At 51.4% G+C, this 14,785-nt stretch carries 13 protein-coding genes and 1 pseudogene; 5 read left to right on the forward strand and 9 right to left on the reverse strand.

Going from position 1 to position 14,785, the window contains the following annotated elements; all coding sequences use genetic code 11:
- Positions 1 to 288: 288 nt before the first annotated feature.
- A complete protein-coding gene (locus tag ACX3YD_RS30605) occupies positions 289 to 963 on the reverse strand; it encodes a histidine phosphatase family protein (RefSeq protein ID WP_458961868.1) in 675 nt (224 codons plus the stop codon).
- An 86-nt stretch (positions 964 to 1,049) separates the two neighbouring features.
- Positions 1,050 to 1,508 (reverse strand): hypothetical protein, encoded by a 459-nt coding sequence (locus ACX3YD_RS30610; RefSeq protein WP_458961869.1) that lies wholly within the window; start codon positions 1,506 to 1,508, stop codon positions 1,050 to 1,052.
- A gap of 48 nt (positions 1,509 to 1,556) precedes the next feature.
- Here ACX3YD_RS30610 and ACX3YD_RS30615 point away from each other — a divergent pair, with 48 nt between their 5' ends.
- The gene (locus ACX3YD_RS30615; RefSeq protein WP_458961870.1) at positions 1,557 to 1,706 is read left to right on the forward strand and encodes a hypothetical protein; all 150 of its coding nucleotides are present in this window, start codon (positions 1,557 to 1,559) and stop codon (positions 1,704 to 1,706) included.
- Between the two features lie 457 nt (positions 1,707 to 2,163).
- Here the strand turns inward: ACX3YD_RS30615 and ACX3YD_RS30620 are convergent, their stop codons facing one another.
- Positions 2,164 to 2,430, reverse strand: a complete 267-nt coding sequence (locus ACX3YD_RS30620) for a helix-turn-helix domain-containing protein (RefSeq protein WP_458961871.1) — start codon at positions 2,428 to 2,430, stop codon at positions 2,164 to 2,166.
- 84 nt (positions 2,431 to 2,514) lie between these two features.
- Here ACX3YD_RS30620 and ACX3YD_RS30625 point away from each other — a divergent pair, with 84 nt between their 5' ends.
- Positions 2,515 to 2,958, forward strand: a complete 444-nt coding sequence (locus ACX3YD_RS30625) for a hypothetical protein (protein WP_134826945.1) — start codon at positions 2,515 to 2,517, stop codon at positions 2,956 to 2,958.
- 517 nt (positions 2,959 to 3,475) lie between these two features.
- Here the strand turns inward: ACX3YD_RS30625 and ACX3YD_RS30630 are convergent.
- Genes ACX3YD_RS30630 through ACX3YD_RS30640 form a run of 3 tightly spaced genes read right to left on the reverse strand, consistent with a single transcriptional unit; the run spans position 3,476 to position 8,362 of the window.
- Positions 3,476 to 5,590, reverse strand: coding sequence for a hypothetical protein (locus ACX3YD_RS30630; RefSeq protein WP_458961872.1), 2,115 nt, complete (start codon positions 5,588 to 5,590; stop codon positions 3,476 to 3,478).
- On the reverse strand, positions 5,577 to 7,097 hold the full coding sequence (locus ACX3YD_RS30635) for a tyrosine-type recombinase/integrase (protein ID WP_458961873.1): 1,521 nt from the start codon (positions 7,095 to 7,097) through the stop codon (positions 5,577 to 5,579). Before ACX3YD_RS30635 ends, ACX3YD_RS30630 begins: the two co-directional genes overlap by 14 nt.
- 11 nt (positions 7,098 to 7,108) lie before the next feature.
- Entirely contained in the window at positions 7,109 to 8,362 is a 1,254-nt protein-coding gene (locus ACX3YD_RS30640) for a tyrosine-type recombinase/integrase (RefSeq protein ID WP_458961874.1), read from the reverse strand.
- A gap of 1,583 nt (positions 8,363 to 9,945) precedes the next feature.
- Between ACX3YD_RS30640 and ACX3YD_RS30645 the strand changes: the two are divergent.
- The 3 genes and pseudogenes from ACX3YD_RS30645 to ACX3YD_RS30655 all read left to right on the forward strand — a co-directional run bounded on the left by ACX3YD_RS30645 (position 9,946) and on the right by ACX3YD_RS30655 (position 12,425).
- Positions 9,946 to 11,232: pseudogene (locus ACX3YD_RS30645) on the forward strand (tyrosine-type recombinase/integrase).
- A 27-nt stretch (positions 11,233 to 11,259) separates the two neighbouring features.
- On the forward strand, positions 11,260 to 11,667 hold the full coding sequence (locus tag ACX3YD_RS30650; RefSeq protein ID WP_458961875.1) for a hypothetical protein: 408 nt from the start codon (positions 11,260 to 11,262) through the stop codon (positions 11,665 to 11,667).
- Positions 11,668 to 11,702: 35 nt separating this feature from the next.
- Positions 11,703 to 12,425, forward strand: a complete 723-nt coding sequence (locus tag ACX3YD_RS30655) for a hypothetical protein (protein WP_458961876.1) — start codon at positions 11,703 to 11,705, stop codon at positions 12,423 to 12,425.
- 769 nt (positions 12,426 to 13,194) lie between these two features.
- On the opposite strand, the gene ACX3YD_RS30660 is transcribed toward ACX3YD_RS30655, so the two are convergent.
- The 3 genes from ACX3YD_RS30660 to ACX3YD_RS30670 form a co-directional block, all read right to left on the reverse strand.
- Entirely contained in the window at positions 13,195 to 13,644 is a 450-nt protein-coding gene (locus ACX3YD_RS30660; protein ID WP_458961877.1) for a DUF3223 domain-containing protein, read from the reverse strand.
- A 214-nt stretch (positions 13,645 to 13,858) separates the two neighbouring features.
- Positions 13,859 to 13,981, reverse strand: a complete 123-nt coding sequence (locus ACX3YD_RS30665; protein ID WP_277620683.1) for a hypothetical protein — start codon at positions 13,979 to 13,981, stop codon at positions 13,859 to 13,861.
- Positions 13,978 to 14,472, reverse strand: coding sequence for a hypothetical protein (locus tag ACX3YD_RS30670; protein WP_458961878.1), 495 nt, complete (start codon positions 14,470 to 14,472; stop codon positions 13,978 to 13,980). The genes ACX3YD_RS30665 and ACX3YD_RS30670 overlap by 4 nt, the downstream gene beginning before the upstream one ends.
- Positions 14,473 to 14,785 lie beyond the last annotated feature (313 nt).

Here is a 14,785-nt window from a genome sequence, read left to right on the forward strand (position 1 = left end):
CTAGTAGTCGCGGAAGGTTGCACCGGTCATGCTAAACACTATGGCAGGGCAGCAGGATAGGGGAGTCCAGCCCGAACATCCTCTCCGGCAAGCTCAGTTCGGAAATAAATGCCTGAGCCAGTTACGCAGTCTGATTTGGATGATGGTTTTGAGCTCTTGACCCCGTGTTTGTTGGCTTGTAACGCAATTTTCTATGTGTAACGTTGCGACTGTTACGAAGCACAAAATTACGTTACACCGAAGCTTCCGGGCTTGCTGGCGAGACAGCGAAGCTTGGCTGAAACGGTGTCACCGAGAACACTCGCTTGTGCAGAACGTGTCGCTAAATCTCTCTTGATCAGAAGAGTCAATCTGGCATTCAACTGTCCAGCTTCCGTCGCTAAACACAAGCTGATAACTCGAGCAATTTCTGAACGGCTCCCTCACATCGTGAGCTCGAAATTCACGCATGAGTTCGTATGAACGAGCGTGGCTACCATGTTTGATCAGCCAAGCGGCAGCTCTGATGAATTGCCCATGGCTAAAGACCAGGATGTACTGAGCATCGTGATCCGCAAGCTTGGCCAGCATTGCATCTACGCGCCCGATCAGATGATCGAACGACTCAGCGCCAGGCCCATCAATCATTGCCGCATCTCCGTTTACCCAATAGCTTTCCGCATGTGGTTTTCGGTCTGCCTGATTCGTGCTGACGAAGCGGTTTGGGCTCAAATACGTAAATTCTTCGACCGGCCACACTTCGTATGACACGTCAGGGAAACACGCTGTGGTTGGAAGTGCGGTTGCGATAGCGCGCTCAAAGGGGGATGAGATGATCAGATCGGGCGTGCACGTTATGGACTCAGCAAGCTCACGAGCTTGATGGAGGCCGTTTTCAGTCAGTGGTATTGAATCTGGTGCTGCAGTGGCGAGACCAACGTTAGCAGCGCTCTCCGCGTGGCGGATCAACCTTACGAGTTTCATCTGAGAGCTCTCGGTTTGATGTGGAAGAACTACCTCACTTTGAATCGCCCCGGGTTTCGTAGACTGTCTTGGTTCGAGCGCTCGTTTTAGCCAAGCTGCCGATTTCGAATCGACTCCACAAAATCGGCAATCAATCTTGCATCCCGTAGAGCATGGTGAGGAAAGACCAGGTGGGCCATCTGCGCTTGATCTGCATAGGTGATAGAGCTAGATACCACTCCTTTTGGCAACCCGTCTGGACCTGCCAATCGCACTAACAACGGCCAATCCCATTGTGGCGCATCACTGATGATTTCAAGACCATCGAACTGACTTAGCCATTGCTGTAGCTCGTCCGCAGCTTGCGATTGCGTTCTTCCATACTTATCAAGGTCGAGGAGGGGGAGCACGACTTTTTGAACGAAGTTGGAGCAATCACTGAGAATCCAGCCGTCTTCTATTTCAACATAGAACTCTGGGCCATTGGGAATGACCAATGCGAGGCTAATGAGCTCATAGTAGGGATCAAGGGCGGTAAATTCGCAATCCAGATATGCTCTTTGCATTTTAGCCACACCACAATTGCAGGATCAGAGCCGAGGAGTTTCGCCCATATGCAGATCATCGCGAAAGGGATAATTTTTATGGATTTTCCGGCTAACTGCCAAAAAGGGCACCCCAGTCTTCGTAACTTCATCGATGCGGTTTCGGCGGCTCTTAGTTTGGCGGGCCTGCTGCAGGGGTATAACCAGCGTAAGTTTTAAAGGGAGTTGCCTGGAAAGCGCCGCGCTTTCCGGGAGCCTCTATCTTAAGGATCTCTTCACCGCTATTCACTCACCAGCCAATAAGCTCTGGCCGCACCTTGGCGTACGTAACCGATGCAGAAGGCCATCAAGTCACTGAGGCGCTCGTCCACCATGGTGCGACGTATGCCTGGCTGGACGCCGACAATTGTAAAAGTAAGCTTCGTTGCAGGTGTCGACGCTAATAGCCGAAAGATTTCCTCTTTGTCTCCTCTGACAAAATACGAGGGCGATGTGTGTCGCCGGTGCATGCGATCTTCCATGTGACGCACCAATGTCGAGACCTCGCAGTAATAAGCGGACTTCACTAGCTGTCCGGCAACCTCATGCACATCACCGACACGCCCGCCATTGGCCGGCCCTCCTGCACCTTTGCAGTGGTAAAGGGTTGCGAGATCTCAAAAAGGAAGCTGCTTACTCATTGGAGTTCGTGAAGCTCTTGCGTAACGCGTTTCAAGAGTTCAGTCAGGTCACCACCGTCAACAAGATAACTACGGGCGAATAACGTCACGGGATGTATTCCCAAGACGCTCGCTAACTCATCAACTTTTTCTATAGAGGGGCTTTTCCGGCCATTTTCAACCTCGCTGACATAGGCCTGACTAGGGGCGAGAGCTTCCTGCGCCAAACCTTTTTCCAAACGCGCCTGGCGCAGGGCTACCCCAAATGCTTCCTTCAGTTCCATTTGCCTGACTCGCAAAAGGAATGATGAAGCCCGTCACGCCCGAAATTAACTATACTCGTTAGCGATATTTTCGGAGAGCAGCTGATGTTTCGAACCTATGAGTGGGCCGAAGTGCCGTTAGTCCCTTTTTTGGGTGAGACCTTTCGCACATGGATGTGTGTCGAGTACGACGTGGGGCTTGGCTGGTTTAACGTGCTGGTTGAGGAGCGAAATGGAAAACGACGCTTCCCTTTAATCCTTATGGTCGTTGGTGAACGTGCCCTTTGCTCGTTACTCGCGCAGCAATCGAAAACGTTGGTGGTTCGGAGTGTCCAGTTCGTCAGCTCCGGAACAATTAATCAGTCTGGTCACCACCGAATGGAGCAATTGGTTAAGATTGAATTGCTATCCGAACACGGCCTCGAAGGACTTCTGTATGAGGTCGAAAATGGCACGACCTATTTCGTTGGTGATACCAATTTGCAAGCGTTCAATGGTGCTTATCGGGAGGTTATTTTTGACACTTCCATGTGTTTAGGTAGCCCTTGAGTCGATGAGCCTCTGTATGTATCGATATTCAACCCTCAGTGGGGATCACAGCTAAGAGCAGTCCATTGTTTGGCTCTTCAAAGTATTTTGCGCCTTTCGAGTAAGCTCTCTGTCTAGTGTCTGCTCAATGGAGCCAATATTTCTTCCACATCAAGTCCCTTCACCAAGCAAATACTCGAAATTACTGACAACGCCTCGAACAGTCGATCTCGCTGCCGGACCAAGTCAGCATTCTCTGCCCGTAAGCCAGCTATACGCTCTTCCAGGCTTCTACGTCGGCGTTCGTTGTCAGGATCCTTTCCACTCTCCTTCAACTGCGCGACGCGTGCGGACTCTATCCGCCTACCGCGCTCGCCCACCAAGGTGGCTCGACTTGTCAGCCCCAAGCGCTTTTGCACCTCAGATCGCGAAATAGGTGCACGTTCCAATCCCAGGCTGATCATCTGGGCGAGGAGGGCGTCTATTGCACCATCCAGGTCCGCGCCCCTTAACGATTGTCGTCGCGCCATGGTTACCTCTAATCATCCGATACAGAGCTGTGTCGTTCGCTAGTTTCAGGAATGGTTACCGGATGCCCAGACGGAAACACCTGATGTGGGCTCACTCCAGCGTCGCTAGAAAGAGCGGCCTGCAGATTGTTGAGTTTGTGTTCTTGGTCTGCCAGCCAGACATCGTTCCCTGCTTCGCCGTCCCCTGCATCTCGCATGATCAGTATGGCCTGTGACAAACGCTCGGCTTGCTGCTGAAGATTCTTCCTCTCAGAAGGTGTGCCCAGCAAATGCAGGTGGGAACAATTATTCCAACATTGCAAATGCTTGGGGCAGGGTGCCTGTGAGAAGTCATGAACACAGCCGCCAAAGGGTGTCACATGCAACGCTGTTGCGTGAACGGTAAGGAATGCTTCCGCTGTGGTCGTACCTTTATTTTCCAACAGTGCATGGTAACTGTCGGTTAAAGCGCCTTGAATGCGTCTATCTCTTATACCTGCATGTAGGAAATCAATGCGCTCGTGATGACTATTGAACTCCAAGAAATCCTGGTGGGCATCAGTGTTTTCTTCAATGCTTGTGTGCTGGTAATAGACGTTCTGGTCGAGACGTTTTCGACCCAGGGCCAACGCTTGCTGAACATCGCTCATACCGGTCAGGTGGTAAATGGTGTTTCGCCAGTGTCGAGGTTGGTGGCTTGTTAGCCGAATCGGAGTCCCATCGGATTCGGTTAATGAACGACGCGAAAAAATGGACGCATATTTGTCATCGCTGCCCAGCGCGTGATTGATATCCTGGAGGGTCACCCGACGCGGGATCGCTCGAAATACATTAGCCTCCCGCCCACCTAGACGAAATTGGCCATCAAACGAGATGGCTAATGTTTCGCTGGTTCTAAGTACTACACGAGGCATGCCTCCAAGATTTTCTGTTAACACCTCATGACCGCGCAGCGCGGGAGCAAGTAACTGTTCAATCTTGCCGGCCAGGTACCGCCTCCTTCTGGCTTCTCTGGGCTTATAGTTTGTTTCATCGTCATATGGATCAATGCCATTTCTCGATAGGTATAAATAAAGATTCCTAGCTGCGCTCTGTTCGTCACTAAAACCAAGCCACCGCAGAACCTGATTCTCAGTCATCACCGTTTGCGGTTGGTATTCCCAGATGCGCCCGGGATTGGCTTCCTGCCACATAGCAATCTGTCGTTGCTCTTGCGTCAGCACTTTCAGTCGTTCGACTGCACGCCTAGCTAATGGAACATCACTTTCGGCTAACCAATGCACACGAGATTGAAATTGCTTCTCCGCAAAGTACCTAATTCCGCATTCGACCAGAGGTTTGCCATTGGCATCTACAACCACCTCTCCTGTCGTCCCTTTGATCGGCCTTTCGACCCAACAGTCATAGGGGATTACTGCTACCTCATTACCCCGTTGACCGGTTGCAATCAATAAATCGATCACGCGCAGCAAGATTTCTTCGCCCTCGCTGAGTGGGTGGTTCGAGCATAAGGCGTAGGCTTCCATCGCCTCGCGAGAAGGCAATCTGTCATCAGATTTACGCTGTTTTACCGCACGATCAGGATCGTGCAATGAAATGTAGTCGTGGCGGCGTTTTTCTGGTTTTGCATTGTGCTCAAAGTGGATGGCGATCTCGGTTAATTGCAGATTATCAATCGTATCCGCTATTACTTGAAGATGAGAGATCGCGTCATAGAGGTTCTTGTAGCCACTCTCGCGGAGAAATCCTACGACGCGGTCGAAATCGCCTCGCGTTAATTGTGTGGGGTCGGATACGCCACGTTCAAACAACGGGTTATACAGCCGCCGGATCGCAATATTGTAAGCAGCCACCATCGAAAACTTCAGACTCCGGGTGCGCTGTAGATACACGATTAAGGCCTTGCAAAAATCCTGAAAATCCAAGGGGAGGGCGGTTTTAGGAGGAGCAGAATAGCCATTTTTTTCAAGCGATTGTCGTTGTGTTTCAAAGGTGATGGTCTGTTGCTTTAGGCGTTGCGGCAACCAGCGCTCGACCGACCACAGCGTTGACTCCCACGGCGTTGTAATCGGTAATGACTGAAAAATCGCTTGCTCCTGGTTAATGAAGCCTTCGAGGCTTTGCCTTTCCCTAGATAGCGTCATCTGCGGCAACCTCCGTGTGCTGCCGGCAGCGTTCGATCGTAGCGCTTACTGCCAGGATGGTTGTCTGATGCTGGGCGAGGGGCCGGTTGTGAATGAGGTCACCGGCTTGTTCTGCCATGTCAATGAACCGCTGCGCTTCTCGTTGCAGCGCCTCTTTCACCTGCTCATGACGGCCGTCAGCAAAGGGGTGAAACTTCTTGCAGGTGTAGCAGGCATAGACGGGATTGTAGGGGCAGTGGGTATGAACTGGGAGGGCGCAGGCACCAATGTCCCCGATGTACTGCGTATCGATGACGCCGCGGATGGCTCTATCGGGCACCGTATTTCGGCGTTGGACGATTTCCCCGGTTAATAAACTGCGCATGATGCGTTGATAGGAAGGGCTCTTACCGAGTGCTTTCTCTTTGATCCGGGCAATGTTGGGGGTTGCCGTTACGTAAGCACGCGCCGCAACCGTGCTGTTGTGGCCGAGCAGTTCTGCAATCATGTCTGCCGGAGTTCCCTGATCCGCCAAACCTTGCCCGAGGTGATGACGCAGCAACATTGTTACCTGGTTCGGCTTGTCTATCCCTGCTTCTCGCAGCTCGTGTTTGAGGCCTACACCGATTTCGGTTACAGATAGACGTCTTCCGTTAGGACTTACAAGCAATGGTTCACATTCGCTGCCAAAGCGGCGTTGAATTTCCGAAACATGCTGCGAGATTTTTTCACCCAGCCGGGTTGTTATTTTGCGGGGCCGTCGCTCAGGTCTGCGTTGACCGACCTTTTTGGCCATGGGTAGCCAAAGGGTGTAGTACCTCTCATTATCATCGCTTTCAATGAACTCAAAATCCGCGATGTCAAGCGAGTGGAATTGAATCGAGCGTGGTGCGAGTTCGAAACCTAAGTGAAGTACTATATTGAACTGGGCCTCCTCCCAGGAGTTAGGTGAAACCTCTCGCTCAATACGTTTGAGCAATCGAACTTCTTCATCGAGGTCTAAACCAGACTGCGAGAGAAAAATTCGCGCATACGGGTCAACTCGATCTGATTTCACATCCTTGATTTTTAAGTAGGTGATTGGATCGAAGCCGTTGATTCCTCTATCCATTGCCCATCGGTAAAGCCTTCGAAATCCTATAAGTACTGCCCTCGTTTTTTTGAGTTCCTCGAGAGCAGTGACCAGTTGATCGGTGTCCCAAGGAAGTCCGGTCGCGAGATTTGTACTAGATAAAAAGCGTAGGGTATCTGCGAACATTACTGCGGTTCGAGGGGCATATTTCTCAAGTGCATAGGCCATAAAACCTTTGCCTATTTCGATTAGCTCCGAATTCATTTGGAGTGCAGTCCAATCGATTTTCATCGCGAGTCCACCGTCGTACCACGTCCATACCTTCAGCCGGGTCTCAACGTAGCGTGGCTGATCATTGGTGCGTGTTCGAATAGCAACCTGAGCCGGCCCTTGGAACAAATAACCCGCAAAAGAGGAGGAGGGTGAAGCATGATCTTGGCTAACTGATTTAGTCACAGCGAACCTCCTTAACTGTCAAGTCGGCTCCAGGCTGCCGAGGTACGCTGGGCATTGTGGAGGTTGGCTGACTCGGCTAGATAACGACTTGCATAACGGCGTGGCATCGTCGAAGTCTCAGACCAACCGCAGACTCGTCGGAGTTCGTCCGTGGCGCGCTCCAGGTCATACCCACGCTGCTCGACCAGGTAAGCCAAAAAGCGGTCGGCAAAGGTGTGGCGAAAGTCATGCGCGGAAAGTGTAGGCAACAACCCCGGATGAGCCAGTTCAATGGTCAGAAACAACCGATCAAGGACGTTAGACAACGCGCGAATGGACAGCGGTCGGCCTCGGTCAGAGATGAACAAATAGCGGTACAGCAATTTCATCGGTTTGCCTTCACGCAGTGGGCGTCGTTCGCTCTGGATATAGCGCTCATAGACCTCATACAACTGTGCGGAGATACCTACGGTCCGTCCGTGCGTTTTCAGCGCAGGCTCTTCAGCGCGCGGGTCACCTGGGTCATGTTCGCGATCATTGACACTGACATAGGCATGCTGTGAACCCTGATTGATGTCCGTGGTGTAGAGCTTCAGAAGCTCACCTCGACGGATACCCGTCTCGAACAGCAATTCAATCATTAACCAATTGCGCAACTGCAAACGTTCTGGAAACGGATTCTCTGCAGCGCCCGGGCGAATAAGTGTGCGAATGATCTGGAGTTGCGTATCTGTCAGACTGCGGTAACGAGCATGGTCGGGACGAACATTGATGATATGGCTCTCAAAGCGTCGTTCAATGACGTTGGCGACATCTGCGAATACCACCTCGATGTTAGCCAGGGTGGTTGAATTTTGACGAGCGCGCGGGATGTATCGGGTAACACACCAGGACAGGTATAGCTTCAGCAATCGCAGGTACTGGTCACGAGTACGCGGATCGATCTGCGAAAAAGGTGCCGTTTCAGCTTTGCCGATTCGGGCGACCAGGTTATCGGCTTGACGGCCGCTTTGGAGCCAAATGGCATAACCGTCCAGTAGAGCCAAAATCGATTCGAATTGGCAGGCCAAGATGGCTTCATCAATGTTGAGGTCACGTCTTTTGGCATAGATATAGAAAGCTTGGATCGCGCGCAGATGTGCCGCAGCGGTGTTGTACGCGCGGTATCTGAGCTTGAGTTGGACGTAGATGAATGGAACAAGTATGGGCAATGGCGCCGCAGCTCCAGTCTGCACGAGCAGCGGTACACGCTGACCTGAAGAGAAACGGCACTGAATCAGCTTCATCGGCAGCCACCTCATTCAATGTCTCACGATGAACACAACGTACATGGCCCGTTGAGAGAGTGGACGTCAGAAGCAGGTTTGTCGAATCAGTGGTTTAGGTGGCTCATGAACATCTATGACATGACCTGTCGTTTAACATAATATACATTATGCGAAGCGAAGGGTTCTCCTTGTGGGGCTCTGCTTGATGCTTTTCACCAGGTGATCAGGCTGGCCAGGCCGAATTTCTCGCATGTGAGAAAAACACCGTCACGAACATTACGATGGCCGCTGTGGCCCTCCCTTAAAAATGGCGCCTAAGGTGGCGCCTAACGTGTCCACCCCGAAAGCCTTGCAATCCGGGCCTTTGCGAGCAATCAACCCCCTCGGAGATCTCCATTTCAGTGTTTTTTAATTCTGGCGGCATCGGCCAAAACCCACGGTTTGGCCATTTTTTGTGGGATCGAGAAGCCATATGCCGCGCAAAAAGGCTTCCATGCGTCTTGGTAAGCGTCCATTTCGACCAGGCTCGTTCAGTGCAACAAAGCGCCAGAATGCGAGATCTCTTTTAAAAATGGCTGAATCCTTTAAAAGTGACCACCCCTGTAGCCCAATGAATGCGACGGTTTGCGATTTGCTGAGAGCTGAGACGCGCTCGAAACACGTGCCTAGCCGCATAGACTCAATCGCTCGCCGTCACATCGTTTCAGTCTCATCCGCCGGTGCACGATGATCGACAAAGGTCAAATATCAAGGAGAAAACTCGGGAGCCATGCCGAGTTGATGTGAACCTAGCCCTCGGCGTGAAGACTCAGCCTGGTTGCGGACTAACTCCGTCAGCGTGCGTAGCGTGGATAGATGTTGGAGCTCGTGACCAATATGTCAGCTTAGGAGAGATTCAAGCGCCTAGAACAGCGCTATATACGCGGAAGGAGAATATGTAAAGGTGGCTTAAAGACTGAAGCTTCGAAGAAGCTTCATTATAAATCACTAATGGTTTTGGATTTCAATAGTCTTTTCCATGGCCTGATAACTGGTCGTTCTCAAGGCGCCCTTACACATTCAAAACATTAACTTTTAAAAATGACCGAAACTTTTAAAAATGATCAAGCCCGCTAAATATGGCGAATCACTGCCGTGCCGCCGTATTTCCTGAGCGGTACGGCTAAACACTTTTAAAAATGGCCGAATCCTTTAAAAGTGACCTCCTAGGTCACGGCTGCGGGAAGGCCAGTCACCCATCTAAAGCAGCAGTGGCGCCACTCAAGATCGGGGCGGTTCAAATGCTGAGCCCGCATGGCTTGGGGCGCGCAGCCGTGCGGTCGGAACTTCTTAATTCAGAATTGACCATAACTATCAATATATAACTAAAGCGTGGTTAGTTACCTTGTCACCAGTGAAGCTTTCCAAGAGAGTGCTTGCAAAGTCAAGTTTGCTGTGTATAACTTACATGACATCGATCAAGTGATAAGGGCTAGGTGATGAGTGATTCATCCAGGCAAGCGGACGAGCTCGCCTCGAAAAAACGAAAGAGTAAGTCCCCTACTTCCGATAACTCCCAGAATCGGAAGTCTGCAATCCAGCATTCAAAGAAGGATGACGAGATGCCGAGCCCGCATCCGCTGTTCAACACCTATAAAGAATTCATCAACCACACTAGCAATGAACCCGACCCGTGCCTACCGCTGGTGATGAACTATCTGGCGAACTTTGATGCGCAGCTAAAACCCATGGACGGTTTCGAAGCCGTCAGTGGTTTTCTGCGTTCATACTCCAACGTCGAGGCGACATTCGTTTCGTATCGCACCCATGCCGAGCGCCTGCTGCTTTGGGCATTGTTGATCAGAATGAAGCCCCTCATGGAGCTGCGTCGCGCAGACGCCGAAGCTTTCTTGGAATTCTGCATGAGCCCACCCACGGAATGGCTTGGCCCCGTGACACGCAGCAGGTTTCTAATCGTGGCGTCCGACAAAGATTCAGGGCTGTGCCCAAATCCACGCTGGCGCCCATTCTCGGTGAAGAAAGCTGATCGCACGCTTGATGCCGCTGATCATGACGGCCCGGGTACCGGTGCTCCGTACCAGCCATCCCGAGGGAGCATTTCCCAGGTTTTCTCGGTTTGCAGCAGCTTGTACGAATACGGCCTGGATGAGGGCTTGACGTCGGCGAATCCCTTCAGGGCGATCAAACAGAAATCGCGCTTTAAAGCGTCGCGCTCCATGGAGCAAACCGGACGTGCCCTTACGCCTCTTCAATGGGACTTCGTGCTGACCACCGCTGAATAAATGGCAGCAACGGCTCCTGAGCGCTATGAACGTACCCTGTTCATTGCTGCGACGTTGTTCTCGATGTACCTACGCGTTTCAGATGTTTGTGGTCGGGTCAATTGGCAGCCCACGATGGGCTCGTTCAAGGCGGATCACGATTCCAACTGGTGGTTCCACCTCATTGGTAAGGGTGACAAGGCCGCCAAGGTCGCTGTAAGGCCGGAATACATTGATCGGTACCTAAAGCGCTACCGGCGGTTCATGGGGCTGTCTGAACTGCCGCTACCTAATGAGCAGACCCCTCTGATTGCGACCTTGAATGGTCGTCCAGGGTTATCCACTCGAATGGTTCAGTTGATTATCCAGGAGCTGTTTGACCGAGCCGTTGATGAGATGGTGAGCGAAGGTCGTCAGCCGGGCGAGATCGAGGCTCTGCAAATGGCCTCCACTCACTGGCTAAGGCATACGGCTGCGACACTTGATGCCCCTTGGCGAGACGCCAAGGACTTGCAGATGGATCTACGTCACAACAATTTGGCCACTACGCAGGATATTTACTACAGCAGCTACGAAGACAAACGTTCGTACTCGCTTAAAAAATTGGGATTGAAAAATCGCGACTGAATTTCGGAGATAACCGGTAGAAAAACCATGGAAAAAATACCCCGTCCTTGCTTTGAGACGCTAAAAGACTTTGCCCTGCTAGACCCAGATACACTTGATGGCGAGCTTCCTGTAGTTCAGGACTTCCTTAACCGATGCCCAGTCAGTAGTCTGCCGATAAAAAGCTACATGCTGGTGAAGCAGTTTTTGATTAAGCATGCCGAACCTACGCGCTATGCTAACTACCGAACCTGTACGGAGCGGCTGTTGCTCTGGAGCATTTTGGAGGCAAAAAAACCCTTAACTGATTTGAATGAAGCCGACATTCAAGCGTTTATGAATTTCTGCACAACCCCTCCGGACTCGTGGGTGGCAGATAAGTCTTGCCGACGATTCACTCCCGGCAAACTGAGGAGCGTAGTGGGCTTCAACCCTGAAGGGATGTTATTCGCATAGCGTATATTGCTGGTAGAAGCGGACTCGCGATCCAGATGTCGGTAGTTGCGTCTTTTTTTCTGCATCTGCATTACGATGACTTGATCGCAATCAACCCTGCGCTAAGGCTGCATGCTGCGGGCTTTTACACTCCGAGTCTCCCCGTTCACAGTGGTGCGAATGTCTTCACTGATGAAGAGTTTGCGGTGTTGATGTTAACGCTTAGCGACATGGCTGATGAAGACATCAAACATGAGCGCACGCTGCTCATGATTGCGTCAGTTTATTATCTGAGGCTGCAGCCATCTGAAATTGACAATCTAGGGGGAGATCTCACGATCAGTGCGCTGAGGCTCATGCGGGATGGAACTTACGACTTAGTGGAGGAAAAGTTTCCTGGCAATTGGGCGTGGAAAATCTATCCTGAGTTTGTTGCCAACTATGTGAATCGTTACCGTGAAAGGCTCGGGCGGCAATTCATTCCGATCGAACGTGATCACACGTTGTTGCTCGGGAAGATTCGTGGCAAAAGTTCGATTGGCTCAGGTTATGCGAGAGCATTATTCCGGGAAGTATGTCAGGTCGTCATTGATAGGCTTACCGAGAGCGGATGTGTGGTCTCGCCTAACTCGGGGTTTCGTACAGCGACTCTGTTTTGGGTGCGAGAAACAGGCATGCACCATAGCGCGAGGACAATGGAGATGAGTGACGTCATCAGGCTTGCACGAAAGTCGAACGCTGAAAACTCCTTCCAACGGTTTTTTGCTTGGCGTGATTAGGATTTTGTAGGCCTGCCCTATCCTTTTGCGAGAGTCATTCCTAGAAGACCTGTTTAACTCAACTAAATGTCTCTTTAGTTGAGTTAAATGTTGTATCGTCTTGAGGCATGTACTCATTGAAATTCTTTTTTCTTAACAAGTCCACCCTCCTCCTCACCCTGATCTTCGGGCTTCAACTCAGCACCTGCCATAACACCCGATAGCGTCGCGAGTTTGGCTAAATGCCTCATGCGCAAGCGCACTGCACCTTCAACGCGGCTGGCTGACACTCTGGGTTGTCATCCGCCCCTGCGCGGGTGATCTGATCAGTGCAGCCAAAATCCTGTCCAATGCAACCGAACCGGCCTAGGTTTGAATATGGACTGCGCAATCAGAATGACGTCCGCATAGTTGGCCGAGTCCAGCAACGCTGCATCCACAGCATCTTCATCCAACAGCGCCCCGCCGCCCGGTGCGGGTACTCCCCACCCCAGGTGACCTTTATAATCAACTCGAGCCTATCCTCATCCAGCCCGATCTGGTCGTAAGCACGCAGCGGCGTCGCAGCGAAAAGCTCTACACCTTCTTTGCGGTCAAACAGGGAGAGCTTGTTTCTATCCTCAGTCGAGCTGTTTGTGGTCAAACAGTTCCCGTTTTGATTGTGCTGGTGGTACTCCTCAAATTCTGAAGATACCTTTTGATCTACCAACGCGAGGTTCTCTCCGTTTCCGGTCGTTTCAAGAGTCGTTAGATCAACCTGGCGATCGTGGCAAAATCGCTCCAGCAATACTCAGAACGGTTCCCTGTGATCAATGTGCAAATTTTTTCGATCTGTGATGATCACTCCGCTCGTTGCACACCTCACAGGCAGACCAAGCGCATCACGAAATGCGATCAGTTGAGAGCGCACAGTAAACCTCAGTGCCTCGCAAACTTTGCCATGCGGCGATTGGATGGCACCGGTGATGCAGCGCTTGTAGGAAAAGCCATCTTCGCTGCCATCCACACGGACAAATTTGATCCCCTTACCCGCTCCTAGAGCATTTCTCTGGATCCTGAAGTGGTCGATTCCGACTCCAATTTTCCTGCTCGCCTCCGGATGCATGGCTATCAGCAAGTGCAATTTTTTGACTGCGAGCTTGCTGGCGATCACGCCTATTGGTGCGTTTTGCAGATAGTCTTTGAGCCGATCCAGCAGCTCTTTTTTTGATTTGTACTCAAACGGCCCCAACCAGAACATTCAGAAGCCCCCTACCTCATCCTCAAAGTAAAAATACGCCGCCGGCAGGTAGCGATGCTAGATCAGTAGTTGCTTGGCTTGGGGTGACGGTTATATGGCTCCCCACCAGCCAGCGCCTTGTCCGATAGGGGAAACAGTTGAGGCGTATGGCACGACGATTTGCGTAAGCTCAATCCCCTGCCGCACAGCCCCTGATTCATCTGGAATTTCAGAATCAACGGCGACCGGTCTGGTCTTTGTGGTTAACCGGTCGCTCTTCGGAGCGTCGGTGGTACTCAGTGGTGGGCGGCGGTGGCGTCTTGTTTTCCTGATTCTTCGGTTTCTGGTCGTTGCTCATGCAAATAGCTCCTTGGTGATACTGATTACTGCCAACAGCGACAACGCCCAGGCAGCGTAGACCATCTCGTTGTAGGCAAAATCTAGAGGTTTGGATTTCTCGTCGATGGCCGACTTCAATTTTTCCAACGTGTCTATATAGCAGTTGTAGACATGCTGCTGATGATCTGAAGAATCAGCGTCTTTCAACCATTCTACGGTCTGACGGCTGTATGGCAGTGTTGGGCAGTTCCTTATCCTCAAAGCGCTCAAAGCATGTCCCCACGAGCAAATCACACAGAGTGCTGCTGCGAGAAAACATCCCAATGCGACAAAATCTGAGGGGCCATTAAGGGTGAAGAGCACTCTCCCCTTGGCGCTAACGAGGGCTGTCAGGGCAGCGATCACGACAGAAACAGCGGTTAAAAACTTGGCGCATTTATTTTCGAAGTGATCAAACCGGGCCTGTTCATCCTTGTAGCGGTCTTTCAAGTAAGCCAGGGTTTCGTCCATGATCGTATCCGTCTGTCCGACATTGATTTGACAGTCGGCGTCTGTGAAAACTAATCACCAAGCGAAGTGTCCATGAATCAAGCTTCCATTCACAACGTCGTGGATACTTGGAGGTGAATCATGAATTCAAATCACTATCGCGGTTTGGTGCGTGTACTGACCAACAGCGCATCGCTCTCCTGAGAGAGACGCATGCCGAAAATGCACGAAGCTCGAAGTCTGAAGCGAGGCGATGGCTGAGATATCACGGATTAAGTTTGCGGCCACTGCCAAGACAAAGCAACAGCAAGTGCAGCGGTAAGATGAATCAGAG

It is taken from the genome of Pseudomonas fluorescens group sp. PF-1 (assembly GCF_054481335.1).